23 protein-coding genes and 1 pseudogene are annotated in these 24238 nt (G+C 74.9%); 12 read left to right on the top strand and 12 right to left on the bottom strand.

Going from position 1 to position 24238, the window contains the following annotated elements; translation table 11 throughout:
• On the bottom strand, positions 1-1561 hold a 1561-nt coding region (locus ABEB16_RS00370; RefSeq protein ID WP_345710294.1), incomplete at its 3' end, for a DUF2264 domain-containing protein.
• Positions 1562-1596: 35 nt separating this feature from the next.
• On the opposite strand from ABEB16_RS00370, the gene ABEB16_RS00365 reads away from it, so the two are divergent.
• The gene (locus ABEB16_RS00365) at positions 1597-2763 is read left to right on the top strand and encodes a substrate-binding domain-containing protein (RefSeq protein ID WP_345710293.1); all 1167 of its coding nucleotides are present in this window, start codon (positions 1597-1599) and stop codon (positions 2761-2763) included.
• A gap of 150 nt (positions 2764-2913) precedes the next feature.
• On the top strand, positions 2914-4197 hold the full coding sequence (locus tag ABEB16_RS00360; RefSeq protein WP_345710292.1) for an ABC transporter substrate-binding protein: 1284 nt from the start codon (positions 2914-2916) through the stop codon (positions 4195-4197).
• Positions 4198-4251: 54 nt separating this feature from the next.
• Here ABEB16_RS00360 and ABEB16_RS00355 read toward each other — a convergent pair whose 3' ends face one another.
• Both ABEB16_RS00355 and ABEB16_RS00350 read right to left on the bottom strand, forming a co-directional pair.
• Entirely contained in the window at positions 4252-5445 is a 1194-nt protein-coding gene (locus ABEB16_RS00355; RefSeq protein WP_345710297.1) for a fatty acid desaturase family protein, read from the bottom strand.
• A 120-nt stretch (positions 5446-5565) separates the two neighbouring features.
• The gene (locus ABEB16_RS00350; protein ID WP_425560061.1) at positions 5566-6675 is read right to left on the bottom strand and encodes a ferredoxin reductase; all 1110 of its coding nucleotides are present in this window, start codon (positions 6673-6675) and stop codon (positions 5566-5568) included.
• A 162-nt stretch (positions 6676-6837) separates the two neighbouring features.
• On the opposite strand from ABEB16_RS00350, the gene ABEB16_RS00345 reads away from it, so the two are divergent.
• Positions 6838-7575: a TetR/AcrR family transcriptional regulator gene (locus ABEB16_RS00345; RefSeq protein WP_425560060.1), complete on the top strand. Its 738-nt coding sequence runs from the start codon at positions 6838-6840 to the stop codon at positions 7573-7575.
• A 30-nt stretch (positions 7576-7605) separates the two neighbouring features.
• Here ABEB16_RS00345 and ABEB16_RS00340 read toward each other — a convergent pair whose 3' ends face one another.
• Positions 7606-7779, bottom strand: coding sequence for a CsbD family protein (locus ABEB16_RS00340; protein ID WP_345710290.1), 174 nt, complete (start codon positions 7777-7779; stop codon positions 7606-7608).
• A 273-nt stretch (positions 7780-8052) separates the two neighbouring features.
• On the opposite strand from ABEB16_RS00340, the gene ABEB16_RS00335 reads away from it, so the two are divergent.
• Complete coding sequence (locus ABEB16_RS00335) at positions 8053-8760, top strand: hypothetical protein (RefSeq protein WP_345710289.1); 708 nt, start codon at positions 8053-8055, stop codon at positions 8758-8760.
• 21 nt (positions 8761-8781) lie between these two features.
• Here ABEB16_RS00335 and ABEB16_RS00330 read toward each other — a convergent pair whose 3' ends face one another.
• On the bottom strand, positions 8782-9957 hold the full coding sequence (locus ABEB16_RS00330) for a dipeptidase (RefSeq protein ID WP_345710288.1): 1176 nt from the start codon (positions 9955-9957) through the stop codon (positions 8782-8784).
• Positions 9958-10012: 55 nt separating this feature from the next.
• Here ABEB16_RS00330 and ABEB16_RS00325 point away from each other — a divergent pair, with 55 nt between their 5' ends.
• The gene (locus ABEB16_RS00325) at positions 10013-10306 is read left to right on the top strand and encodes a DUF1905 domain-containing protein (protein ID WP_345710287.1); all 294 of its coding nucleotides are present in this window, start codon (positions 10013-10015) and stop codon (positions 10304-10306) included.
• An 80-nt stretch (positions 10307-10386) separates the two neighbouring features.
• Positions 10387-11142, top strand: a complete 756-nt coding sequence (locus ABEB16_RS00320) for a ZIP family metal transporter (RefSeq protein WP_345710286.1) — start codon at positions 10387-10389, stop codon at positions 11140-11142.
• A 28-nt stretch (positions 11143-11170) separates the two neighbouring features.
• Here ABEB16_RS00320 and ABEB16_RS00315 read toward each other — a convergent pair whose 3' ends face one another.
• The 7 genes from ABEB16_RS00315 to ABEB16_RS00285 form a co-directional block, all read right to left on the bottom strand.
• A complete protein-coding gene (locus ABEB16_RS00315) occupies positions 11171-12415 on the bottom strand; it encodes an allantoate amidohydrolase (protein ID WP_345710285.1) in 1245 nt (414 codons plus the stop codon).
• Positions 12408-13598, bottom strand: a complete 1191-nt coding sequence (locus tag ABEB16_RS00310; protein WP_345710284.1) for an FAD-dependent oxidoreductase — start codon at positions 13596-13598, stop codon at positions 12408-12410. Before ABEB16_RS00310 ends, ABEB16_RS00315 begins: the two co-directional genes overlap by 8 nt.
• Before the next feature lie 114 nt (positions 13599-13712).
• Entirely contained in the window at positions 13713-14723 is a 1011-nt protein-coding gene (locus ABEB16_RS00305; protein ID WP_345710283.1) for a heme-dependent oxidative N-demethylase family protein, read from the bottom strand.
• 30 nt (positions 14724-14753) lie between these two features.
• On the bottom strand, positions 14754-15740 hold the full coding sequence (locus ABEB16_RS00300) for a PDR/VanB family oxidoreductase (RefSeq protein WP_345710295.1): 987 nt from the start codon (positions 15738-15740) through the stop codon (positions 14754-14756).
• A complete protein-coding gene (locus ABEB16_RS00295) occupies positions 15740-16273 on the bottom strand; it encodes a dimethylamine monooxygenase subunit DmmA family protein (protein ID WP_345710282.1) in 534 nt (177 codons plus the stop codon). The genes ABEB16_RS00300 and ABEB16_RS00295 overlap by 1 nt, the downstream gene beginning before the upstream one ends.
• 48 nt (positions 16274-16321) lie before the next feature.
• Complete coding sequence (locus tag ABEB16_RS00290; RefSeq protein WP_345710281.1) at positions 16322-16699, bottom strand: cupin domain-containing protein; 378 nt, start codon at positions 16697-16699, stop codon at positions 16322-16324.
• Between the two features lie 31 nt (positions 16700-16730).
• Positions 16731-18068, bottom strand: a complete 1338-nt coding sequence (locus tag ABEB16_RS00285) for an ammonium transporter (RefSeq protein ID WP_345710280.1) — start codon at positions 18066-18068, stop codon at positions 16731-16733.
• A 294-nt stretch (positions 18069-18362) separates the two neighbouring features.
• On the opposite strand from ABEB16_RS00285, the gene glnT reads away from it, so the two are divergent.
• The 6 genes and pseudogenes from glnT to ureC all read left to right on the top strand — a co-directional run.
• A complete protein-coding gene (glnT, locus tag ABEB16_RS00280) occupies positions 18363-19787 on the top strand; it encodes a type III glutamate--ammonia ligase (protein WP_345710279.1) in 1425 nt (474 codons plus the stop codon).
• 69 nt (positions 19788-19856) lie between these two features.
• On the top strand, positions 19857-20756 hold the full coding sequence (locus ABEB16_RS00275) for a class II glutamine amidotransferase domain-containing protein (protein WP_345710278.1): 900 nt from the start codon (positions 19857-19859) through the stop codon (positions 20754-20756).
• A complete protein-coding gene (locus tag ABEB16_RS00270; RefSeq protein WP_345710277.1) occupies positions 20744-21502 on the top strand; it encodes a GltB/FmdC/FwdC-like GXGXG domain-containing protein in 759 nt (252 codons plus the stop codon). Before ABEB16_RS00275 ends, ABEB16_RS00270 begins: the two co-directional genes overlap by 13 nt.
• A gap of 11 nt (positions 21503-21513) precedes the next feature.
• On the top strand, positions 21514-22845 hold the full coding sequence (locus tag ABEB16_RS00265; RefSeq protein WP_345710276.1) for an FMN-binding glutamate synthase family protein: 1332 nt from the start codon (positions 21514-21516) through the stop codon (positions 22843-22845).
• A gap of 238 nt (positions 22846-23083) precedes the next feature.
• Positions 23084-23785, top strand: a complete 702-nt coding sequence (locus ABEB16_RS00260; RefSeq protein ID WP_345710275.1) for an urease subunit beta — start codon at positions 23084-23086, stop codon at positions 23783-23785.
• Between the two features lie 35 nt (positions 23786-23820).
• Positions 23821-24238 (top strand): annotated as a pseudogene (ureC, locus tag ABEB16_RS00255) (urease subunit alpha); the annotation flags it as partial.

Here is a 24238-nt window from a genome sequence, read left to right as displayed (position 1 = left end):
CCCACCACGCCAGGCGCACCTCGCAGCAGCCGCGCACCACCGAGGCGGTCGTCAGGTGCGGGCCGCGGCGGGTCCCCGCCCAGGTGGCCGCGGCACCGGTGCCGTCGCCGGTCCCGGGCAGGTCCAGCCAGTGCACCCGCGAGCGGGAGACCGCCACGCCGCCGGCCGCGTGCAGCCGCTCCACGCCGCCGCGGTGGGAGGGGGAACCCGCCCCGTCCAGCAGCGCGACGTGCGACTCCAGCGGCGCGGCGATCGCGGTGCCGGACAGCTGCGGCGAGGTGAGGTTGGAGTACCCCAGCCGGCCGTAGAACGGGTCGTCGGCCCGCGGCGCGGACGCCCCCTCCAGCACCCGGTCGCTGCCGTGGTTGAGCAGCCGCACGGTGCCGTCCCGCGGCGTGGACACCACCAGCCAGCCGGGGACCGGCAGCAGCACCACCTGCTCCCGCCGCCAGGCCGGCGGCGGTTCGGGGTCCGCCGACCACACCGGGTGCCGCGCCGGCAGCAGCAGCCCGAGGAAGGCCTTGCTCGCCCAGTACGGCGACCCGGCGCCGGTGTAGAGCTGCCGCAGCGCGGAGAACCCCCGGTGCCAGCCCACGCTCAGCAGGCCGCGGGCGTCGACCGCGCCGCGGGACAGGAAGTGCTCCAGCACGGCGGCGGTCAGCGCGCGGGTCTGCCCCGGTGCCAGCGGGGTGGCCCCGGCCAGCGCCCCCGCCCAGAACGGCGCCAGCAGCGCGAACCGGTACGTCGCCGAGCGCCCCTGCAGCACCGGGGCACCGCCGGGGCCGACGAGGTGCTGGGCCTGCTCCAGGTAGGCCCGCAGCCGCGCGGCGTGCACGTCCTCCAGCGCCCGGCCGCGGATGCGCGCCCGCAGCAGCGGGTACAGGTGCCAGGCCCAGCCGGTGTAGTTGTCGAACAGCTGTGCCCGCCCGCGGGCGTCGCGACCGTCGGAGTACCAGCCGTCGCCGGCGTAGAGGTTCTCCTGCAGCTCCTCGTTGCGGTCCAGGTCGGCCTGGTCCCACGGCCCGCCCACCTCGGCGAGGAACGCCTCCACGACGTTCTGGAACCACAGCCAGTTGTTGCCGTACCCCGACGTGCCGACGATCCCGGCCAGCCAGTCCACCGTCCGCGCCCGGGTGCCCTCGTCGAGCCGGTCCCACAACCACGGGCGGGTCTCCGACAGCGCGACGGCCACCGACGCGGCCTCCACGACGGCCTGTCGCCGCTCGCGCAGCGTCGGCCACCGCAGCGGGTCCGCCGGGTCGGTGCCGTGGCGCAGCCCCTCGGCGTAGCGCTCCAGGTGCCCGGCCGGGTCGGCGCCGTCCTCGCCGCGGACGCGGAACGCGGCCAGCAGGAACGTGCGGGCGTAGCCCTCCAGCCCGTCGCTCCAGGGGCCCGAGGCGCTCACCGGGCCGGGCAGCCGCAGCAGCGAGCCGCCCGGGACGGCGTGGGGGCGCACGGCGGTGAGCAGGTCGTCCGCCAGCGCCAGCCAGCGGCCGCGCTCCGTCGTCGGTGCCGGGGCGGGGGCAGCTGCCCCGCGGTGCTCGGGTTCGGGGGACCTCACGGCGGCAGTGTGGGGTACGGTCTCGGCCTCGACGGGTGAACGGACACTTTGCGACACGGCTGGGGGCGGCGTGGGCGTCGATGTGGTGGCCGGCTGAGGTGGCCGCCCCCCGCGAACCCCGGGGTGCCCACCTGCCCCGGGCGCGGCAGGAGCACCTGCTGCGCGAGGTCGAGCTGCGCGGCAGCGTGCGCGCGGCCGCGGTGGCCGCCGAGCTCGGCGTCTCGGAGGTCACGGTCCGGCGGGACATCGTCGCGCTGGAACGCGCCGGGCGGCTGGCGCGCGTGCACGGCGGCGCGATCGCGCTGGCCTCCGCGACGGCACCGCAGGCGGCCCGGCTGCTCGTGGGCGTCGTCGTGCCCGGCACCGCCGCGCACTTCCCGGACGTGCTGCGCGGCATGGAGTCCGTCTCGCACGCCCAGCGGGTGCGCATGGTGCGGGCGGTGTCCCACTACCGCCCGGAGATGGAGGAGAAGCAGGTCGAGCGGCTGCTGGCCCTCGGGGTGGACGGCCTCGTCGTCGCGCCCACCCCGCGCGCTGGGGACGAGGAGCGGCTCGCGGCCTGGATCGCGTCGATCCCCGTGCCGGTGGTGCTGCTGGAGCGGCGCTTCGGGTCGATGGCGGTGCGCGCCTTCGACTCCGTGCGCACCGACCACGTCCACGGCGCCGCCCTCGCCGTGGAGCACCTCGCCCGCCTCGGGCACCGCGGCGTGGCCCTGGCGGTGTACGACCGCACCCCCACGGCGCCGTCGGTGCGCCGCGGCCACGACGAGGCGGTGCGCCGGCTCGGCCTGCGCCCGGCGCCCGACGTGGCGCTGCCCAAGGGCGAGGACGACCCCGAGGACCTCGACGCCGCGCTGCAGGACCTCCTCGACGGGTGCGCCGCGACGGGGACCGCGGCCGTCCTGGCGCACACCGACGACCACGCGACCCGCCTCGTGGAGGCCGCCCTCGACCGCGGGCTGGACGTGCCGCGCGACCTGGCCGTGGTCGCCTACGACGACGAGGTCGCCGCGTTCGCCCCGGTGCCGCTGACCGCCGTCACGCCGCCGCGGCGCGCCGTCGGCCGGGAGGCGCTGCGCACGCTCGTGGAGCGCCTCGGTGAGGGCGAACCACGCGGCGCGGGCCGGCACGTGGAGCTGCTGCCCACCCTCACCGTGCGGTCCTCCTGCGGTGCCGCCACGTCCGCCGGCCGGTCCCGCTGAACGGTTCTGTCCGTTTCGCCGTCGACCGCCGGTGCCGCGCCCACGATGGCGGCACCAGGGCGCAGCAGCCCGGTTTCGCGAGCGAGGAGGCTCACCATGAGGTCACCGGGCACGGGGAGCGATCAGGGGGCCCGGCCTTCGCGCCGCGGCGTGCGGGCCGTCCTGGCGGCGGGTGTCGCCGCCACCCTGCTCGCCGGCTGCGGCGGGGGCGGTGGCGACGCCGGGGGCGACGCCGGGGGTGATGGCGGGCAGGTCGTGCTCGACTTCGCCTGGTGGGGCGACAAGACCCGCGCCGAGCGCTACGAGAAAGCCGTCGCCCTCTTCGAGGGGGAGAACCCCGGCGTCGACGTGCGCACCCGCTACGCCGCCTTCGGCGACTACTGGACCGCCCGCAACACCGAGGCCGCCGGCGGTGCGCTGCCCGACGTGCTGCAGATGGACGTCTCCTACATCACCGACTACGCCGAGAACGGCCGCATCGCCCCCCTCGACGAACACCTCGGCAGCGGCATCGACGTCTCCACGCTGCCGGCGTCCGTGCTGCCCGCCACGAAGGTGGGCGGCGAGACCTACGGCATCCCCACGAGCACCAACACCCTCGCCACCATCGTCAACACCGACCTGCTCGCCGAGCTCGGCGTGCCCGTCCCCGGCCCGGACCTCACGTGGCAGGGGTACGACGAGTTCCTCGCCGCCGTCACCGCCGCCGGTGCCGCGCGCACCCCCACCGTGCACGGGTCCAGCGACTACACGCAGTTCATCTCGCTGTTCCAGGTCTGGCTGGGCCAGCGCGGCAAGGCGATGTTCGACGACGACGGCGGGCTCGGGTTCGACGAGGACGACCTGGCGGAGTGGTGGGGGCGTTCGCCCCAGCTGCACGAGGCGGGCGCCTTCCTCCCGCCCGAGCGCCTGGCGCAGCTGGAGGGCACCGACGCCATCGGCTCCCGGGAGAGCGCCGCGGAGATCAGCTGGGACAACTTCCTGGTGCGTTTCAGCGAGGGCGCCGGCGGGGCGGCGATGGCCCTGCTGCCGCCGCCGGTCGACGACCCCGCCGAGCGCGGGTTGTTCCTCAAGCCCTCGCTCATGCTGTCGATGTCCGCGAACACCGAGCACCCCGCGGAGGCCGCGGCCCTCATCGACTTCATCACCAACGACCCGCGCGTCGGGGAGGTGTTCGGCATGTCACGCGGCGTGCCGGCCTCGGCGCGGGCGCGGGAGGGCCTGCAACCCACCGGGCCGGACCAGCAGATCCTGGAGTACGAGGAGGCGCTGGCGCCGCAGCTCACCAGCGCCCCGCCGCCGCCCGTCGCCGGGTTCGGCGCGCTGGAGGCGGCCTTCACCCGGATCGGGGAGGACCTGTCCTACGGGTCGGTCTCCGTGGCGGAGGCGGTCGAGCAGTGGTTCACCGAGGCAGAGAGCACCCTGGGCGGGTAGGGACGCCCGGACGGGCGGGGCGCGTCGCGGGTCTCCGCGGCGCGCCCCGCCCGTTCAGCCGGCGACGGCCGCCAGCGGCGCCCGCAGCCGGTTCCCCAGCCGGCGCAGCGCCCCGGCCGCCGAGCCGCGGACGGTGAACCCGTTCGGCAGGGACAGCCGCAGCACCTGCTTCCACGCCGAGGCGACCTGCTCGTGCAGCGCCCCCGTGGTGTAGCTCAGGCCGTAGCGCTCGCAGATGTCGCGGATGCGCGGGGCGATCTCGGCGTAGCGGTTGCTGGGCAGGTCGGGGAACAGGTGGTGCTCGATCTGGTGGGACAGGTTGCCCGTCATGACGTGCATGGCCTTGCTGCCGTGGATGTTCGCCGAGCCGATCATCTGGCGCAGGTACCACTCCCCGCGGGTCTCGCCCTCGATGGAGTCGGTGGCGAAGGTCTCCACGCCCTCGGGGAAGTGCCCGCACATGATGACCGAGTGCGTCCAGAGGTTCCGCACCAGGTTGGCCACGGCGTTGGCCGCCAGGGTGTGCAGGAAGGACGGCCCCGACAGCAGCGGGTGCACGAGGTAGTCCTTGGCCGACTGCTGCCCCACCTTCCGCAGCGAGGCGCGCAGGTTGCGGCGGAACTCCTCGTCGTCGGTGGTGCCCTCGTCCAGGTGCTTCATCAGGTCCAGGTCGTAGGCCACGATGCCGTACTCGAAGATGCAGGCGGTGACGAAGTTCACCAGCGGCTGCGCGATGTGGGCGGGCTTCCACTCCTGGTCCTCGTCGACGCGCATGATGCCGTAGCCGAGGTCGTTGTCGCGGCCGAGCACGTTGGTGAACGTGTGGTGCAGCTCGTTGTGGCTGTGCTTCCACAGCTCCGAGGGGGAGGCGTGGTCCCACTCCCAGGCGGTGGAGTGGATCTTCGGGTCGCGCATCCAGTCCCACTGCCCGTGCATGATGTTGTGCCCGAGCTCCATGTTCTCCAGGATCTTCGCGACCGACAGGCCGGCGGTGCCCAGGACCCACGCGGGCGGGAACTTCGAGAACAGCAGGACGGCGCGGCTGCCCATCTCCAGCGACCGCTGGACCGTGATGACCTTGCGGATGTAGGCGGCGTCGCGCGCCCCGCGGGAGTCGACGACCTCCTGGCGCAGCGCGTCCAGCTCGCGGCCGAGGGCCTCGACCTGCTCCACCGACAGGTGGGCGGTCGGGTCCGGCTTGCCCGAGGGCTTGGGGGTGTGCCGGCGCCCCTCGGTGGCCGCGCGCACCTCGCCGCCGCGGGCGGGCGCGGGGGTGCGCTCCGGCACCGGTGCGGCGGCCGGGGAGGTGGCGGGCGGTGCGGTGGTGGTGGTCACGGGGTTCCTTTGCGGTTCGGTCTACAGGTCGATCTACAGGTCGATGTCGCACGGGCCGGCGGCGGCCGACACGCACGTCTGGATGCGGATGCCGTCCTCGGGGACCGCGGTGGTGATCTCGCCGTTGCGCAGGTCGCGCACCGCGCCGGAGCGCAGCGGGGCCACGCAGCGGAAGCAGATCCCCATCCGGCACCCCGACGGCATGAGCACCCCGGCCGCCTCGCCGGCGTCGAGGACGGTCGTGGCCCCGTCGGTCGCCACGAGCGCCCCGCTGCGGGTGAACGTCAGCGTGCCGCCCTCGCCCGCGGCCAGGACCGCGGGCCGGAAGCGCTCGGTGTGCAGCCGCCCGGGCGGGGTGGTGGCCGCCCAGTGCGCCTCGTGGGCGTCGAGCATGGCCGTCGGGCCGCACGCCCACGTCTGCCGCTCGCGCCGGTCCGGGACCAGCTCGTCGAGGTCGGCGGGGGCGAGGACGCCCTGGCGGGAGGTGTGGCGCTCGACGAGGCGCAGCCGCCCCCGGGCGTGCAGGCGGCGCAGCTCGGCGCCGAAGACGACGTCGGCGCCGGTGGGGGCGGAGTGCACGAGGACGACGTCGTCGAGCTCGTGCAGGTGCGAGCGCAGCATGCCCATGACGGGCGTGATGCCCGAGCCCGCCGTGACGAAGAGCACCGGCCCGCGGTGCGCGCCCAGCACGAAGTCACCGGCCGCCTGGCCCAGCTGCAGGAGCGTGCCCGGCGCGAGGGAGCGCACCAGGTGGTTGCTGACCACGCCGCCCGGCACGGCCTTGACCGTCACGCTGATCGAGCCGTCCGCGGTGGCCGGCGGTGAGGTGAGCGAGTAGGGGCGCCAGTGGCGCACGCCCTCGACGTCGACGCCGAGGCGGACGTACTGCCCGGGCACGTGCCCGGCCCAGTCCCGGCCCGGGCGGATGTGCACGGTGGCGGCGTCGGGTGTCTCGGCCGTGACGGAGAGCACCCGGCCGCGCAGCTCCGCGCCGGCGCGCAGCGGGGCGACCATGTCCAGGTAGTCGGCCGGCAGCAGGGGCGTCACCGCCGTGCGCGCGAGCCGCGCGGCCACCCCGAGGAGCGCGGCCCGGCGACCACCGGGGGCCGGGGCGGACGGCGGGGGGGTGCGAGTCGCGCTCAGGGCTCCTCCAGGGGCTCGTACCCGTCCCCGCGATCGGGGTGGTCGGACGATCACGCTCGGCATCGGCGGTTCCACCGTACCGATGTACCGTACGTGTACGTTGTACGTGAACGCACGTCCGGGGCGGTCGGTTCCCGGAGCCGCGATGCGGAGGAGCCCCTGGTGACAGCGGACCCACCCGCGCCCGACGACGGCGCGGGACGCGGGCCGGTCAGGCGGCGAGCGAGTCTCGCCCGCCGCGACGTCATGGTCGCGGCCCTGGCGATCGTCGACGCCGACGGTGTGGACGCCCTCTCCATCCGCCGGCTCGCGCAGGCGCTGGGCCGCAGCCCGATGGCCCTCTACCACCACGCGGAGAACAAGGGCGACCTGCTGGACGGGATCATCGAGCTGCTGCTGGAGGAGGTGCGCATCGACGCCGCCGCCCCCGACTGGCGGGCGGAGCTGCGCCGCGTCGGCCACGGCTTCCGCGCCCTCGCCCTGGCGCACCCGCACTCCGTGACCCTGCTCGTGACGCGGCCGCTGGCCACCCCGCTCGGGCTGCGGCCCCTGGGGACGCTGCGCCCGCTGGAGGCGTTCCTGCAGCTGATGACCGCTGCGGGCATGGCCGGGCCGGACGCGCTGGGCGCCTACCGCTGGTTCTTCGCGGTGCTGCACGGGCACGTGCTGGACGAGGTGCAGGAGTTCGTCGCCGACCCCGAGGAGCACGACGACCTGCTGCGCCTCGGCCTGCACCACCTGCCGCTGCGGCAGTTCCCCGTCGTGCGCTCGCTGGCCTCGGAGATCGGCCGCTACGACGGCGCCGCCCAGCTGGACCGGGGCCTGGACGTGCTGCTCACGTCCTTCGCGAAGGCGATCGGTGAGGGCGGGGCCCCGCCGGTCGCCGCCGCGCAGGGGTGATCCGCGACCGCCGGTGGCAGTTCGGCGGTCTCAGCCCTTGACGGCGTCCTTGACGTTCTCGCCGGCCTGCTTGAGCGAGGCCGTGCCCTGCTCGGAGCGACCCTCGGCCTCCAGGCGCTCGTCGTCCGTGGCCTTGCCGGCCGCTTCCTTGGCCTTGCCGGCCGCCTTGTCGGCGGCGTTGTCCGCCTTGTCCGCGATGCCCACGGTTCCTCCTCCACGCCGGTGTCCACGTCCGTGTCCACGCCGGTGCCCACGCCGGTGCCCACGCCGGTGCCCACGCCGGGCCCGGTACGCACGACGTACCCGCTCCCGCGCCTCCCAACCGTGTGCGGCTGGAACCGGCCGGCGCGGGTATTGCAGGGAGGGGCGGGACGTGCGCCCGGGTCGCGATCACCGCGTCTACGGCGTAGACAGCACGGGGCCGGCGGACCGGCGCACGACCGGCACCACCCGTCCACGACGACCTGGAGGACCACCATGAGCACCGCCAGCGGATCCCACGTCCCCGGAGAGCGCCCGGGCGGGGGCCAGGGCTCCCGCGCCGCCAGCAGCACCGACCCCGACCCCGGCATCAGCGTCGAGCGCAAGGCCGGCGCCACCTCCATGGGGCGCCTCGGCCTGGACCGCGTCTCGGTCGTGAACCGGGAGAAGGAGCAGTTCGGCGGGGTCAAGGTCGGCTCCGCCTTCTTCGGCTGGCTGACCGCCACCGGCACGGCCGTCCTGCTCACCGCACTGCTCACCGGTGCCGGCGCCGCCGTGGGCGCGGCCACCGACACCGACGCAGCCACCGCGGCCGACGGGGCCGGCGACAACATCGCCACGGTCGGTCTCTTCGGCGCCATCGCCCTGCTCGTCGTCCTGTTCGTCGCCTACTTCGCCGGCGGCTACGTGGCCGGCCGCATGGCGCGCTTCAACGGGGCCAAGCAGGGCGTGGCGGTGTGGCTGTGGGCCGTCGTCATCGCCGTCGTCGTGGCGGTCGTCACGGCCGTCGCGGGATCCCGCTTCGACCTCCTCGGCCGGCTCGGCAGCTTCCCCACCCTCCCGGTGAGCGGGCAGGACCTGTCCACCGCGGCCATCGTCACCGCCGTCGTGGCCGTGCTCGTCGCCCTCGCCGGAGCGGTCCTCGGCGGCCTCACCGGCATGCGCTTCCACCGCAGGGTCGACCGCGCCGGCCTCGGGCGCTGACCCGGCCGCGCCCCGCGGACCTCACCGGGGCAGCACCCGGCCCAGCACCCGCAGGGCGTTGCCGCCCGCGACGGCGGCCACCTCGGGCCCGCTGAACCCGTGCCGGCGCAGCGCCGCGGTCAGCAGCGGCAGGCCCGTGACGTCCACCGGTGTCGTCACGGCCCCGTCGAAGTCGCTGCCCAGCGCCAGGTGCTCGACCCCCACGAGGTCCGCGGCGCGCCGCAGCGTGCGCGCCACCGCGGCCACGTCGTCGCCGTCCACGGCCGGCTCGAAGAACGTGATGCCGAGCAGCCCGCCCGTGGCGGCGACCTGCCGCGCGAGCTCGTCGGAGAGGTTGCGCGGGTTGTCCCACACGCTGCGCAGCCCGGTGTGGGAGACGACGACGGGTGCGGTGGTGACGTCCAGCACGTCGCGCACGACGGCCGGGGAGGAGTGCGCCACGTCGACGACGACGCCGCGGGACTGCGCCCGGCGCACCACGTCGCGGCCGAAGCGGGTCAGCCCGCCGCGGTGCCTGCCGTGGGCGGAACCACCGAGCTCGTTGTCGGCGAGGTGGTGCAGGCCCACCATCCGGTAACCGGCCGCCACCAGCACGTCGAGGTTGTCGAGGTCCCCCTCCAGGGCCTGGCAGCCCTCCAGCGCCAGCATCGCGCCGACGAGGCCGGGGTCCCGGTGCCGGCCGGCCAGCAGCTCATCCAGGTCCCCGGCGCGGCGCACCGCCAGCAGCCGGCCCGCTTCGGCCTCGACCAGCTCCTCCAGCCGCCGCGCCAGGTGCAGCGCCCGCTGCAGGCGGCTGCGCCACGTCCGCACCGGCCAGCCCCGGGCGACGGCCAGGGCGGTGACGAGGTCGCGGCCGGTGTCGTTGTCCGCCAGGCCGGCCCCGAACGGGGTGTGGGTCACCGCCGCCAGCACCTGCAGGGCCACCCCGCCCTCCCGCAGCCGCGGCAGGTCGAGGTGGCCCGTCGCGGCGCGGCGGCGCAGGTCGCGCCCCCACAGCAGCGAGTCGGCGTGCAGGTCGACGACGGTCAGGCGGTCGTGGGCGCGCCGGTCCGCCGCCGTGACCGGGTACGGCGGCGGCAGGGTGGTGCGGTTGAGGCGGCCGGCCACCAGCGCCGCGTACCCGCGCAGCCCCGCGGCGGCCAGCCCGGCCGAGCCGAGCAGGCCGAGGGCGCCGGGCAGGGGCCGGGGGATCCGCACGGGCCCATCCTGCAGAGCCGGGGCCGCTCGTCGCGCGGCGTGGCACCATGCGCCCGTGCGCTACGAGTTCACCGCCGAGCTGTGGCGCTGGGAGGCCCGGCCCGACCTGTGGGTGTTCGTCCGGCTCCCCGCCGACGTCTCCGCCGAGATCCGCGACGTGCCGCGGCCGCGCTCGGGTTTCGGGGCGGTGCCCGTCCGCGTCGCGTGCGGCGGCTCGCGGTGGTCGACGTCGGTGTTCCCCGAGAGCGCGGACGGCGCCTACGTCCTGCCCGTGAAGAAGGCGGTGCGCGACGGCGAGCGCCTCGCGCTGGGCGACCGGGCGCGGTTCGTCGTCGAGGTCCTCGGCTGACGCCGGGTTCCCCGGGCCGGGTCGCGAGGTCCGCGGACCTGCACTACAGCTGGGACCTCCGCGTTCGGTCTGGAGGTTTCGTGCCCACCTGGTTGGCTGCTGGTCTGTGGGGTCTGCTCGGGGGCGCCGCCCTCCTGCTGGGCGCGGCGGTGGCGTGGGCGGTGCGGGTGCCGCAGCGGGTCGTCGCCGGCGTCATGGCCTTCGGGGCCGGGGTGCTCATCTCCGCGCTGGCCTTCGACCTCGTCGACGAGGCGGGCGAGAGCGGCGGGCTGCTGCCCGCGGCCGGCGGGTTCCTCGTGGGCGCGCTGGTGTACGTCGCCGCCAACGTCGTGCTCGCCCGGCGCGGCGCGCGGCACCGCAAGCGCTCCTCAGGCCAGCAGCCCTCCGAGGGCGAGCAGTCCGGCAGCGGCACCGCGATCGCGCTGGGCGCCCTGCTCGACGGGGTCCCGGAGTCGGTGGTCCTCGGTCTCGGCCTGGTCGGTGGTGGCGCGGTGAGCCCGGCGATGCTGGCCGCGGTGTTCATCTCCAACGTCCCCGAGGGCCTGTCGAGCTCCGCGGGGATGAAGGCCGGCGGCCGCAGCGCGCGCTACGTCTTCGGCGTCTGGGGTGGCATCGCCCTCGCCAGCGGGTTGTCGGCGCTCGTCGGCTACGCGGCCCTGCAGGGCGCCCCGGCCGAGGTGGTGGCCTTCATCACCACCATCGCCGCCGGCGCGATCCTCGCCATGGTCGCCGACACGATGATCCCGGAGGCGTTCGAGCGGGCGCACCTGTCCACCGGCCTGATCACCGCGCTGGGTTTCCTCACCGCCTACACCGTCCACCAGCTGGGCGGGTGAGCCCCCGCCCGCCGTCGGTGGCCACCGCTCACCTCGTGAGCAGGTCGGCGAGCACGTCCGCCAGTGCGGTGGCCCCCACCTCCGCGTCGACGTCCTCGACGTGCTCGGCGGGGGAGTGGGAGACCCCCGAGGGGTTGCGCACGAACAGCATCGCGGTGGGCAGGTGCGCCGCCAGCACCCCGGCGTCGTGGCCGGCGCCGGTGTCCAGCACCGGCGCGTCCGGCAGGACCTCCCGCAGCCGCTCGCGCAGCGCGGGGTCGAAGTGCGCGGTGGGGCTGAAGGACTCCTCCACGAGTTCGGCGGTGCAGCCCTCCGCCGCGGCCACCTGGCGGGCCCGCTCGTGAATCTGGGCCACGAGCGCGGCCGTCGTGGCGTCGTCGGGGTGGCGCACGTCGAGCCACAGGTCGACGCGGGAGGCGATGACGTTGGTGCCCCCCGGCACCGGCTGGACGCGACCCACGGTGGCGCGGGCCGGCGGGTGCGCCCGCGCCGCGTCCCGGGCGGCGACGACGACCTGCGCGGCCGCCACCAGCGGATCGCGGCGGTCGGCCATCAGCGTGGTGCCGGCGTGGTTGCCCTCCCCGGACACGGTCAGCCGCCAGCGGCCGTGCCCGAGGATCGACGAGCCGATCGCCACGGGCCGGCCGAGGTCGACGAGCCCGCGCCCCTGCTCCACGTGCAGCTCGACGAACGTGCCGATGCGGGCCAGGGTCTCGTCGTCGCGGCCGACCCGGCGCGGGTCGAGGCCGTGGCGGGCGGCGACGTCGGCGAAGGAGTTCCCGTCGGGGTCGCGCAGCGCGCGGGCGCGGTCGGCGCCGATCGCACCGGTGAGCAGCCGCGAGCCCAGGCAGGCCACGCCGAAGCGGGAACCCTCCTCCTCGGGGAACACCGCCAGCGCCAGCGGCCGCCGCGGCGCGAGGTCCCGGCCGCGCAGGTGGTCCACGGCGGCCAGGGCGGCGGCCACGCCGAGGGGGCCGTCGAAGGCGCCGCCGCCGGGTACGGAGTCCAGGTGGCTGCCGGTGACGACGGCGTCGGTCAGCGGCAGGCCGGCGGGGTTCCACCACGCCCACAGCACGCCGTTGCGGTCGGCTTCGACGTCGAGGCCCCGGGCGGCGGCGTGGGCGGTGAACCACTCGCGCAGCTCCAGCTCGGCGGTGGACCACACGGGGCGGGAGTACCCACCGCGGACCGGGTCGGTACCGGTGCCGCCCACCTCGGCGAGCAGCCCGGCGACGGAGGCGGCGGTGGGCGCGGCGGCGATCGTCTCAGGCACGGGCGGCCATCTCCTCGGGGGCGGCGGGCGCGGGCAGCGGGGTGCGGGGCAGCCGGAACCGCTCCGGGGCGCCGGTGGCGCCGGTGGCGACGTCGGCGGCGAGCTCGCCGATGAGGGGGGCGAACTTCGCACCGTGCCCGGAGCAGGGCGACAGCAGCGTGATGCCGTCGGCGCCGTCGAGCAGGAAGTCCTCGGTGGGGGTGTTGGTGAACAGGCACGTCGTCTCCGCGTACGGCTCCGGGACGAGACCGGGCAGGTGGCGGCGCACGTGCTCCACGACCCGCGCCCGGTTGGCGGGGTCGACGACGCCGTCCTGCTCGGCCGCGGAGGGCAGCACCCTGCCGGCGTTGTACTCGGCGAGCTTCTGGCCGCGGAAACCGGCGTCGCGGCCGCCGGGCAGGCCGTACGTCTGGATCCGCGGCGACTTGTGGATGAAGGTCGGCCACGGCGCGGTGCCCGCGGGCGGCTGGTCGCGGTACGGGAAGTGGTAGGCCTGTTCCTGCCGGACCTGCAGCCGCGGCACGGCGTCGCGCACGGCGGCCGGCAGCGGGAGCCGGTCGAGCAGCGCCGGCAGCCAGCCGCCGGTGCTGACGACGACCCGCCCGGCATCGAGGACGTCCCCACCGGTCGACGTGATCCGGTAGCCGCCGCGGGTGCGCTCGACGTGTACGACGTCCCAGCCGGTGCGCAGCTGCGCGCCGCAGGCGGTGGCCGCGGCCACCATGGCCGCCACGGCGGACTCCGCGTCGACCACCCCGGCACCGGGGTGCCAGAGCACCTCGGTGTCGAACGCGATGTGCGGCCAGCGCGCACGGGCGCTCGCGGCGTCGAGCAGCTCGTGCTCGACCCCTGCGCCGGCGAGCACGCGGGCCAGCGCGGCGGGGTCGCGGGTGGTGCCGAAGTCCAGCGCGCCGGTGGGGGTGATGAGCCGCCGGCCCGCCAGCCGCTCGAGCTCCTCCCAGCAGGGTTTCGCGCGCACGACGAGGTCGGTCCAGAAGGGGTCGGGGTAGGCGTAGCGGAAGATGCGGGCCGAACCGTGGGAGCTGCCGTCGTGGGCCGCCGGCCGGGTGCGCTCCAGCAGCGCCACCTCCGCGCCGCGGGCGGCCAGCTGCCACGCCGTCGCGGCACCGGCCAGTCCCGCACCGATGACGGCGTAGCGGGAGGAGTTCGGGTGGGCGCTCATGACGTGACCTCTCGGGTCGTCGGGTGGCGGTCGCGGCGGTGGCACCGGGGACCACGGCCGGCACGGGGACCGCACGGTCCGGGGACGGACCAGTTGTATCACCGTGGACGGTGTCTACTGTGGTGAATCAGCCTGCAACCAGGTGACGGCCATGTCGCGGAACCGGGTCAGGCCCTTGTAGTCGACCATGTCCTGCGGCAGTTCCGCGAGGACGGAGGCCAGCTGCCGCCGCCACGCGGGTACCGCGGCGATCTCGGCGAGGCTGAGCAGGTGGGTGCGGATGAGGAAGAGGATGCAGCCGCTGTCGGGCAGCCGGAGGAGGTGCTGCACCTCCACGCGCAGGTGCAGCCGCCGCCCGACGTCCGCGGCGGTCAGCCGGCTCCGGTCCGGTCCCCACTGCGGGTAGGTCTCGGTGGCGGTGTCCAGGCGCCGGTCGACGGTCATCGTCCAGTTCGTGCGCCGGTACGGTTCACCGGGTTGCAGCCGCAGGAGGAACTGCTGGGCGCGGGGGACGACCCCCTCCTCGTGCACGCGGGGCACGGGGCCGTGGATCTGCAGGAAGCTCATGCCGACGTCGAAGTTCACCGACCAGTCCGCGGCGGACGTCACCAGCGCGGCGTCCGCCCACAGCGCGTCCTCGCGCTGGTCCAGCAGCACGAGGTCCTCCTGCACCTGCGCGCCGATGTAGCGCAACGGGTCCGCCGGCAGCGTCGAGGCATTCCCGACGACGAAGCGCTGCTCCAGGCCCAGCAGGTCGTTGCGCCAGTGCCAGGACCCGTCGTCGAGCCGGCGCAGGGCGAACGAGGCGGGATAGCCGCTGGACATCTCGCGCATCAGGAACAGCATCGCGTCCCAGGTCGCGGGCACCATGTGCGCCAGCACGGCGCAGCGGCTGGGATCGGCCCGCAGCACCTGCTCGCGCGCGGCGAGCTCGTGGTGGTGGTCGGCGTCGACGTCCACGAGCCGCTCCCCCCAGGCGCCGGCCGTCGTGGTGACCGTGCGCGCGGCGGGTTCCACGTTGGCGGAGTAGCGGTAGCGATCGGCCGGGAAGGGCCAGGGGAAGCGGCGGACGCGCTCGGGCAGGTCGGTGCCGGTCGGCTGCGCGGGCAGGTCGGTGGTGGTCACAGGTCTCGCTCCCTCACGGTTCCAGCTCCCTCACAGGTCCAGTTCCAGGGTGTCGTCGAGGCCGCGCGAGACGCAGGCCATGACGCTGTCACCGGCACCGCGCTCGGCCGGGCCGAGGTAGAGGTCCCGGTGCTCGACGCGCCCGGCGCGCACGCCGAGGCGGCACTCGCCGCACACGCCCTGCCGGCAGCGGTTGGGCACGGCCACGCCCGCCTCCTCCAGCGCCTGGAGCAGGCTGGTGCCGCTGGGGACCCCGACCAGGCGGCCGCTGCGGGCCAGGTGGGCGGTGAACGGCCTGCCGGGCGGCAGCTCGTCGACGGCGAAGCGCTCGGCGTGGACGCGTTCGTCGGGCCAGCCGGCCTCCCGCGCGAGCTCGGCCACCGTGTCGAGCAGGCCGGGTGGCCCGCAGGTGTACAGGTGGGTTCCCAGCGGCTGCCCGGCCAGCGCGGCGCGCAGGTTGCGGCGGGTCGCGGCGCGCCCGCGCATCTCGTGCAGGCGGCCGCCGCACAGCTCGCGGAGTTCGGCCAGGTGGGCCGCGGTGCCCTCGCGGTAGCTGTAGAGCAGGGTGAACGAGCGCTGCCACCGCAGTGCGGCGCGCACGTGGGACAGCATCGCGGTGACGCCGATGCCACCGGCCACGAGCAGGTGGTGGCGGGCGGTGAGCACCGGCGGGAACGCGCTGCGCGGCGGCGAGGCGCTGACCACCTGCCCGGCCGCGAGCTGCTCGTGCACCCAGGTGCTGCCGCCCCGGCCGTCGCGCTGGTGCAGCACGGAGACGGCGTAGCTGCGGGGTTCCAGCGTCGGGCCGGTCAGGGAGTAGGCGTTGCGCCGGCCGCCGCAGTCCAGCACGAGGTGGCTGCCGGGCGTGAACGACGGCAGGGTGGCGCCGTCGAGGGCTTCGAGGACCACGCTGCGCACGTCGGGTGCGGCGACCTGCACCTCGCGCACCCGCAGCAGCAGCTGCTCGGGCCGTCCGGTCGCGGTGGTCGCAGCGCCGGTCGTGGTGGTCGTCGCCATCACGGGTTCTCCTCCGGGGTGGGGATCTCCTCCGCGTCCGCCGCGAAACCCATGTAGCCGGCGTGGCGGCGGGAGACGTGGTGGTACACCAGCAGCGTGCGCCCGCAGCCGGCGCACGGGCAGGTGCCGCCGACCGGCGCGGTCGTCGTCGTGGTGGTGCGGCAGTGGGTGCACAGCACCCGGCGCCGCGCGGTGCTCACCGCGTGCGCGGTGATCTCGGCGTCGATGGCGCCGTGGGCGCGGACGGCGGCGCACGCGAGCAGGACCTCGTCCTCCGGTCCCACCACGCAGAAGCGCCAGCCCGCCCGGGCGCCCCGCGCCTGCCGGTCGGCCCAGCGCACCGCCGCACCGTAGGGACCGGCCGGGGCGGCCGCCCGGTGCCGGAGCACCGGGCGGCCCAGCTCCACCAGGCGTTCGCACCAGCGGTCGGCCACCGCGTGCGCCTCCTCCCCGACGGACAGCACGGCGAACGCGCGCCCGAGCTCGTCGACGTCCGGTGCCGTGGTCGGCCAGGCGGGGACGCTGGTCGGCACGGGCGGCTCCTCTCTCGCGTGCTGGTCGGCGGGTCCGGTGCGGGAGCGTCAGGGGGCGAAGGAGCGGTGGCCGACGTAGAAGGCCAGCGCCCGGTCGGGGGTGGAGAAGAGGATGGTCGAGCCCTTGGGGAAGAAGATGGCGTCCTTGGGGCGGGCGACGAGGACCTGGCCGGTGTCGGCGTCCTCCAGCCGGAACTCGCCCTCCAGGACGATCTTCATCTCGTCGTAGGTGTACTCGTAGCGCAGCGGCGCGTCGGTGTGCCTGAGCTCGAAGAAGCCCGAGGCCATCTCCGAGCCGTCGGGGTTGGTGTAGACGTCCCCGATGAACCCCTCGGTGCCGGCGAACCGCGGCTCGTCCATGCGGGGCAGACCCTGCCAGCCGCCTGGTGTGACGCGGAACGGCGTGCTGCTGGTGGCGATCTCCACGGTTCCTCCAGGTGTGGTGTGCCGCAACGCTTCAGCGGGCGGCGTCGGTCACGGTGCCGGGGATGCGGGCGGTGGCGACCGGGTGCGGCAGCGCGCCGCCGCCGATCGCGGTGGCCGGGGCCAGGTCGTAGGCCGTCTCGGCGTGCACGGTGAGGTCGATGCCCTGCTGCTCGGCCTCGGCGGGCAGCCGCAGCCCGATGGTCTTGTGCAGCACGAGCGCGATGACGAGGGTGACGACGAAGGAGTAGGCCAGCACCGCGGCCGCGGCGACCGCCTGCACGCCGAGCAGCTCGAACCCGCCGCCGTAGAACAGGCCGTCGCGGCCGTTGGGGGCCTCGGCGGTGGCGAGGAACCCGATGAGCAGCGTGCCCAGCACGCCGCCGACGAGGTGGACGCCGACGACGTCGAGCGCGTCGTCGTAGCCGAAGCGGTGCTTGAGGCCGACCGCGAGCGGGCACACCGCGCCGGCGACGAGGCCGACGACCATCGCCCCGACCGGGGAGACCGCGCCGCAGGAGGGCGTGATGGCGACGAGGCCGGCGATGGTGCCGGAGGCCGCGCCCAGGGTGGTGGCGTGCCCGTCGCGCAGCTTCTCCACGACGAGCCAGGCCAGCAGGGCGGCGCACGTGGCGGCGAAGGTGTTGAGGAACACCACCGAGGCGGCGTTGCCGGCGGCGAGCGCGGAACCGCCGTTGAACCCGAACCAGCCGAACCACAGGATGCCCGCGCCGAGCACGGTGGAGGGCAGGTTGTGCGGGCGGGCCGGGCGCGGCCAGCTCAGCCGCTTGCCGAGGACCAGGACGACGGCGAGTGCGGCGATGCCGGCGTTGACGTGCACCGCGGTGCCGCCGGCGAAGTCGACCGCCGCGAGCCGGTTCGCGATCCAGCCGCCGGTGACGGAGCCGTCGGCGGAGTCGAAGGCGAACACCCAGTGCGCCACGGGCAGGTAGACGAGCGTGACCCACAGGCCGCTGAAGACCAGCCAGGCGCCGAACTTCATCCGGTCGGCGACCGCGCCGGCGACGAGCGCGACGGTGATGGCGGCGAAGAGGGCCTGGAACGCGGCGACGAGGGCGGGGGGCAGGGTGGCGTCGGGCTGCTCCGCCAGCAGCTGCCCCAGGCCCGGGTACTCGGTGACGTCCCCGAGGACGCCTGCGCCACCGTAGGAGTTCCCGAACACGGCGGAGTAGCCGTAGAGCACCCACAGCACCCCGGTCAGGGCGACGGCCCCGAAGACCATCATCATCATGTTGAGGGTGCTCTTGGTGGCGGTCATGCCGCCGTAGAAGAGGGCCAGGCCGGGAACCATGAGGCTCACCGCCATCGCGCTGGCCAGGATCCAGGCGGTGCTTCCTGTGTCCACGGGCATCTCCGGGGTCGGGGGATCGGTGGCGGGACGTGCCGTCGCGGCGGGTGCGGACCGGATCGTCCGGCGCGGGTGCACCGTTGCGGAGCGCAACCACTGTCGTGAGACGGCGTCGCTCATCAGTAGACACGGTGGCGGATTTCTCGCGCTCGACGTTCCTGTTACGGCTGGGTGTCCGGGGCGGCCGACGGGCGCGTCACGGGGTCTTGACGGTCGCGAAACGCGGCTGAAACACGGGCTCTGTCTACTGTTGTGAGACACAAGGTCTTGACAGTGAACTCTCCGTGGGAGACGCAGATGACCGTTTCGCTGACCCCGACCGCCCCCCAGGACGCCGTGCCCGTCCTGCCGGCCCCTGCCGCGTCGCCCGCCGCCGCGCCCGCCGGTGCGCAGTCGCTGGCGAGCCTCGCCCGGGCCGACGGCGTGCGCTTCCTGCTGGCGACGTTCACCACCCTCACCGGCAAGCCCTGCGCCAAGCTCGTCCCCGTCGCCGCCGCCGACCAGCTGCAGGGTGAGGGTGTGGGTTTCGCCGGCTACGCCGCCGGCGCCATGGGGCAGCAGCCCAAGGACCCCGACGTCGTGGCGATCCCCGACGTCTCCTCCTACGTGCCGCTGCCCTTCGTGCGGCCCGGGCTCGGCATGGTGCACTGCGACCCGCACGTGGCGGGCGTGCCGTTCGCCTTCGCCCCCCGCGTCCTGCTCAAGGCGCAGACCGCCCGCGCCGCCGAGCTGGGCCTGACCATGTCGACCGGTGCGGAGGTGGAGTACTTCCTCGTCCGGCGCGGCGCCGACGGTGCGCTCGCCACGGCCGACGCCCGCGACGACGCCGCCCAGCCCTGCTACGACTCCCGCGGGCTGACCCGGATGTACGAACACCTCGCCGCCGTCTCCGACGTGATGTCCGAGCTCGGCTGGGGCCCCTACGCCAGCGACCACGAGGACGGCAACGGGCAGTTCGAGCAGAACTTCCACCACGCCGACGCCCTGACCACCGCCGACCGGGTCGTGACGCTGCGGTACGTCATCCAGATGCTCGCCGAGCAGCGGGGCATGACCGCGACCTTCATGCCCAAGCCGTTCACGGACCGGACCGGCAACGGCCTCCACCTGCACCTGTCGCTGTGGGACACCGCCGAACGCGGTGGCGGTGCGCGCTTCCCCGCCGCGGGGCGGCCGGACCCGCGGGGGCTGGGCCTGTCGGCGCTGGGGTACTCCTTCGTCGCCGGGCTGCTGGAGCACGCCCCCGCCCTGCACGCCCTCATCGCCCCGACCGTGAACTCCTACAAGCGCACCGGCGCCACGAGCACCGCCTCCGGTGCGACGTGGGCGCCGCGCTCGGCCACGTACGGCGGCAACGACCGCACCGTGCTGGTGCGGGTGCCCGACGGCAACCGGGTGGAGCTGCGCGCCGGGGACGGCTCGGCGAACTCCTACCTCGCCTCCGCCGGCGCGCTGGGTGCCGGCCTCGACGGCGTCCGCCGCGACCTCGACCCCGGCGCCCCGGGCCCGCGCGAGGCGGGTTCCTCCGCCGCGCTGCCGCGGACCCTGCTCGACGCCGTGCACGCCCTGGAGGCCGACGCCGTCGTGCGCGGGGTCCTCGACGCGGTCGACCCGGCCGCGGGCGTGGCCGCCTACTACGCCGGGCTCAAGCGGGAGGAGTTCTACGCCTGGCACAACACCGTGAGCGCGTGGGAGCTCGACCGCTACCTCACCTCCGTCTGACGCTCACCACCTGCGAGAAACGATGTACACTGACGTGAAACCACTTGCTGCGACCCTCGGAGGACGCTGATGTGCGGCATCGCCGGGCTCCACGTGCGCGACAGCGCCCTGTTCCCACACCTGGGGCGCCTGCTCCAGGGCATGCTCTGCCAGGCCGCCGAGCGCGGCACCGACGCCGCCGGCGTCGGCATCTACGGCGACCCCCGCCTCACCCCGGCGGGCCGCTCCACCGTCTGCGTCCTCGACGTGCCGGTCCCCGCCGGGCAGGCAGCCGCCCTCGTGGACGCCGCCGGCGAGGTGGGGCCCGTGGAGGCCGTCGCCGCCGGCCAGACCACCGTGTTCACCGCACCGGCCTCCCCCGAGGTGCTGGAGGCCGCGGTGCGCGCCGCCTTCCCCGGCGTCGTCGTCACCAGCCGCGGCAACTCCCTGGCGGTGCTCAAGGGCACCGGCCACCCCGACGACCTGGCGCGCACCTTCTCCCTGGCCGACGCGCAGGGCTGGCAGGGCGTGGCCCACACCCGGATGGCGACGGAGTCGGCCGTCACCTCTACCGGCAGCCACCCGTTCTCCGTCGGGCCGGACCAGTGCCTCGTGCACAACGGCTCCTTCGCCAACCACGCGACCATCCGCCGCGAGCTGCGTGCCGAGGGCATCGCCTTCGACTCCGACAACGACACCGAGGTCGGCGCCCGCTTCGTGGCTCACCAGCTCGCGCAGGGCGCCGACGTCGAGAAGGCGCTGCGGCTGCTCTGCGAGCGCTTCGACGGCTTCTACACCCTCGTCGTGACGACCGGCACGTCCTTCGCCGTCGTCCGCGACGCCATCGCCTGCAAGCCCGCGGTCGTCGCCGAGACCGACGCCTGGGTCGCCATGGCCTCGGAGTACCGCTACCTCGCCGGGCTGCCCGGTGTGGAGTCCGCCCGCATCTTCGAGCCCGAGCCGGAAGTGGTGTACGCATGGGAGCGCTGACCGACGTGACGACCGACGTGACGACCGACGTGACGACCGGCGCGGCCGCCACGACGACCGCGGACGTGGTCGTCGACCTGGCCACCGCGCAGGTCCGCGAGCTGAACGCCCGGCTGCATGCCGTCGCCCCCGCAGCCGGTCCCAGCACCTGGCGGGTGCTGCACCCCGCCGGCAAGCACAACATCGCCGTCGGCCTCGACCGCGACCTGACGGTCGAGGTCGAGGGCCACGTCGGCTACTTCTGCGCCGGCATGAACCAGCAGGCCGCCGTCGTCGTCCACGGCAACGCCGGAAACGGCGTGGCGGAGAACATGATGTCCGGGCGGGTCCACGTGCGCGGCAACGCCTCCCAGGCCGCCGGTGCCACCGCCCACGGCGGCCTGCTCGTCATCGACGGCGACACCTCCGCCCGCTGCGGGATCTCCATGAAGGGCGTGGACATCGTCGTCGGCGGCAGCGTGGGACACATGAGCGCCTTCATGGCGCAGGCCGGCCGGCTCGTCGTCTGCGGCGACGCGGGCGACGCCCTCGGCGACTCGATCTACGAGGCGCGCCTCTACGTCAGGGGTTCGGTGAAGTCCCTCGGCGCCGACTGCGTCGAGAAGGAGGTGCGGGCCGAGCACCTCGCCGAGCTGGCCGGGCTGCTCGCCGCCGCCGGCCGCGACGAGGACCCGGCGCAGTTCCGCCGCTACGGCTCGGCCCGCACGCTCTACAACTTCCACGTCGACAACGCCTCGGCGTACTGAGGGGGAACCCCGTGAACGACTTCGCCTCCCAGGGTCTGCGCGAGTCCGCGACCTTCGACCGCACCACCATCGCCGCCATCCAGCACGCCGCCCGCACCGGCATCTACGACATCCGCGGCGGCGGTGCCAAGCGCGAGCTGCCGCACTTCGACGACCTGCTGTTCCTCGGCGCGAGCATGTCCCGCTACCCCCTGGAGGGCTACCGGGAGCGCTGCGACACCGACGTGGTGCTCGGCGCGAGGAACGCGAAGTTCCCGCTGCACCTGTCCACCCCCGTGACCATCGCGGGCATGAGCTTCGGCGCGCTGTCCGGGCGGGCCAAGGAGGCCCTCGGTCGCGGCGCCAGCGAGGTCGGCACCTCCACCACCACCGGCGACGGCGGCATGACGGAGGAGGAGCGCGGCCAGTCCAAGCACCTCGTCTACCAGTACCTGCCCTCCCGGTACGGCATGAACCCCGACCACCTGCGCGCCGCCGACGCCATCGAGGTCGTGCTCGGGCAGGGCGCCAAGCCCGGCGGTGGCGGGATGCTGCTCGGCCAGAAGATCACCGAGCGGGTCGCCGGGATGCGCACGCTGCCCGTCGGCGTCGACCAGCGCTCGGCCTGCCGGCACCCGGACTGGACCGGTCCGGACGACCTCGCCATCAAGATCGCCGAGCTGCGGGAGATCACCGACTGGGAGAAGCCGGTCTACGTCAAGGTCGGCGCCTCCCGGCCCTACTACGACGTCAAGCTCGCCGTGAAGGCGGGAGCCGACGTCGTCGTCGTGGACGGCATGCAGGGCGGCACCGCCGCCACCCAGGACGTCTTCATCGAGCACGTCGGGATCCCCACCCTCGCCGCGATCCCGCAGGCCGTGCAGGCCCTGCAGGAGATGGGGGTGCACCGCGAGGTGCAGCTGATCGTCTCCGGTGGCGTCCGCAACGGCGCCGACCTGGCCAAGTGCATGGCGCTGGGCGCCGACGCCGTGGCCATCGGCACCGCCGCCCTCATCGCCCTGGGCGACAACGACCCCGCCCTCGACGCGGAGTACCGGGCGCTGGGCTCGGCGGCCGGCTACTACGACGACTGGCAGGCCGGGCGCGACCCGGCGGGCATCACCACCCAGGACCCCGAGCTGCAGCAGCGGCTGGACCCGGTGGCCGCCGGTCACCGCCTCGCGAACTACCTGCGGGTCATGACGATGGAGGCGCAGATCATCGCCCGCGCCTGCGGCAAGGCGCACCTGCAGCACCTGGAGCCGGAGGACCTGGTGGCCCTCACCGTCGAGGCCGCCGCGATGGCCCGCCTGCCGCTGGCCGGGACCTCCTGGGTCCCGGGACGGGCCGGGGCGGGCCTGTAGGACATCTCGCCGCGGTTTTGAGGTGCCGCACCGGGACCGGCATCGCGCCGCGTGACCCAGGTTTCGCTTCGCCGTGTCGGAGAGATGTTGCAGCAGTGTCTTTTCGCCGTGGTTTCGATGCGTCGGGTTTCGACCGCGTAAAACTTCGGCCGGCAGTTGTGGAAGCCTTGACTGGTTCATCTCGTGAGACTTGGATTCATCCCAGGTAACATCAACCCTAGGCGAGAGGAAGCTCCGCGTGCACCTGACGCCCAAGGACGAGGACCGCCTGCTGCTCTTCATGGCCGCGGAGCTGGCCCGCAAGCGGAGGCGGAACGGACTCGCCCTTACCTACCCCGAGGCTCGCGCCCTCATCGCCGACGAGGTGGTGGAGGCGGCCCGCGCCGGTGCCAGCGTCTCCGAGGCCGCCCGCGTCGGGTCCCAGGTGCTCACCGAGGACGACGTCCTGCCGGGGGTCACGGCCCTCATGGGCACCGTCCAGGTCGAGGGGTTCTTCGACGACGGCCAGAAGCTCGTCACCATCCACGACCCGATCCGCCCCGGTGAGCGGTCGCCGGTGGACGCCGGGCCCACCCCCGGGGAGGTCCTCGTGGAGGACGGTGACATCGAGCTCAACGCCGGCCGCCCGACCGCCGAGGTCGTCGTCGTCAACACCGGCGACCGCCCCGTCCAGGTGGGCTCGCACTTCCACTTCTTCGAGGTCAACCGCGCGCTCGCCTTCGACCGGCGCGCCGCGTACGGGATGCGGCTGGACATCCCCTCCGGGACCGCGGTGCGCTTCGAGCCCGGCGAGGAGAAGGACGTCCGGCTCGTCGCCCTCGGGGGTACCCGGGAGGTCTTCGGCCTCAACGACATGACCAACGCGGCACTGACCACCGCTGACGCGACGGCCCTGCAGGTGCTCAGCGCGGCGGGGTTCCGCGACACCGGTCGCGGCTGACCCACCGCGTCCCCGACACCACCTGAGGAGCCCGCATGTCCCTGCGCATCCCGCGCCGCCAGTACGCCGAGCTCTTCGGACCCACCACCGGTGACCGCGTCCGCCTGGCCGACACCGAACTGCTCGTGCGGGTCGAGCGCGACGACACCGTCCACGGCGACGAGGCGGTCTTCGGTGGGGGCAAGACCATGCGCGAGGGCATGGCGGTCCACAACTCCATCACCAACGCCGAGGGGGCCCTCGACTTCGTCATCACCAACGCCCTGGTCATCGACCCGGTGCTCGGCATCCGCAAGGCGGACATCGGCATCCGGGACGGGCGCATCGCCGGCATCGGCAACGCCGGCAACCCGCGCGTCATGGACGGGGTCGACCCGGGCATGGTGATCGGTGCGGGCACCGACGTCCGCTCCGGCGAGGGCATGATCGCCACCGCGGGGGCCATCGACGTCC

The organism is Kineococcus glutinatus (genome assembly GCF_039542765.1).
Taxonomy (GTDB): Bacteria; Actinomycetota; Actinomycetes; order Actinomycetales; family Kineococcaceae; genus Kineococcus_A; species Kineococcus_A glutinatus.
The sequence above is the reverse complement of the archived record's forward strand: the minus strand, read 5'-3'. Positions and strand labels throughout refer to the sequence as shown.

Coding starts and splice junctions, on each gene's coding strand:
- ABEB16_RS00335 (WP_345710289.1), top strand. CDS start 8,053: ATGAGCACCGCCAGCGGATCCCACGTCCCCGGAGAGCGCCCGGGCGGG.
- ABEB16_RS00310 (WP_345710284.1), bottom strand. CDS start 13,598: ATGAGCGCCCACCCGAACTCCTCCCGCTACGCCGTCATCGGTGCGGGA.
- ABEB16_RS00300 (WP_345710295.1), bottom strand. CDS start 15,740: ATGGCGACGACCACCACGACCGGCGCTGCGACCACCGCGACCGGACGG.
- ABEB16_RS00285 (WP_345710280.1), bottom strand. CDS start 18,068: ATGCCCGTGGACACAGGAAGCACCGCCTGGATCCTGGCCAGCGCGATG.
- glnT (WP_345710279.1), top strand. CDS start 18,363: ATGACCGTTTCGCTGACCCCGACCGCCCCCCAGGACGCCGTGCCCGTC.
- ABEB16_RS00275 (WP_345710278.1), top strand. CDS start 19,857: ATGTGCGGCATCGCCGGGCTCCACGTGCGCGACAGCGCCCTGTTCCCA.
- ABEB16_RS00270 (WP_345710277.1), top strand. CDS start 20,744: ATGGGAGCGCTGACCGACGTGACGACCGACGTGACGACCGACGTGACG.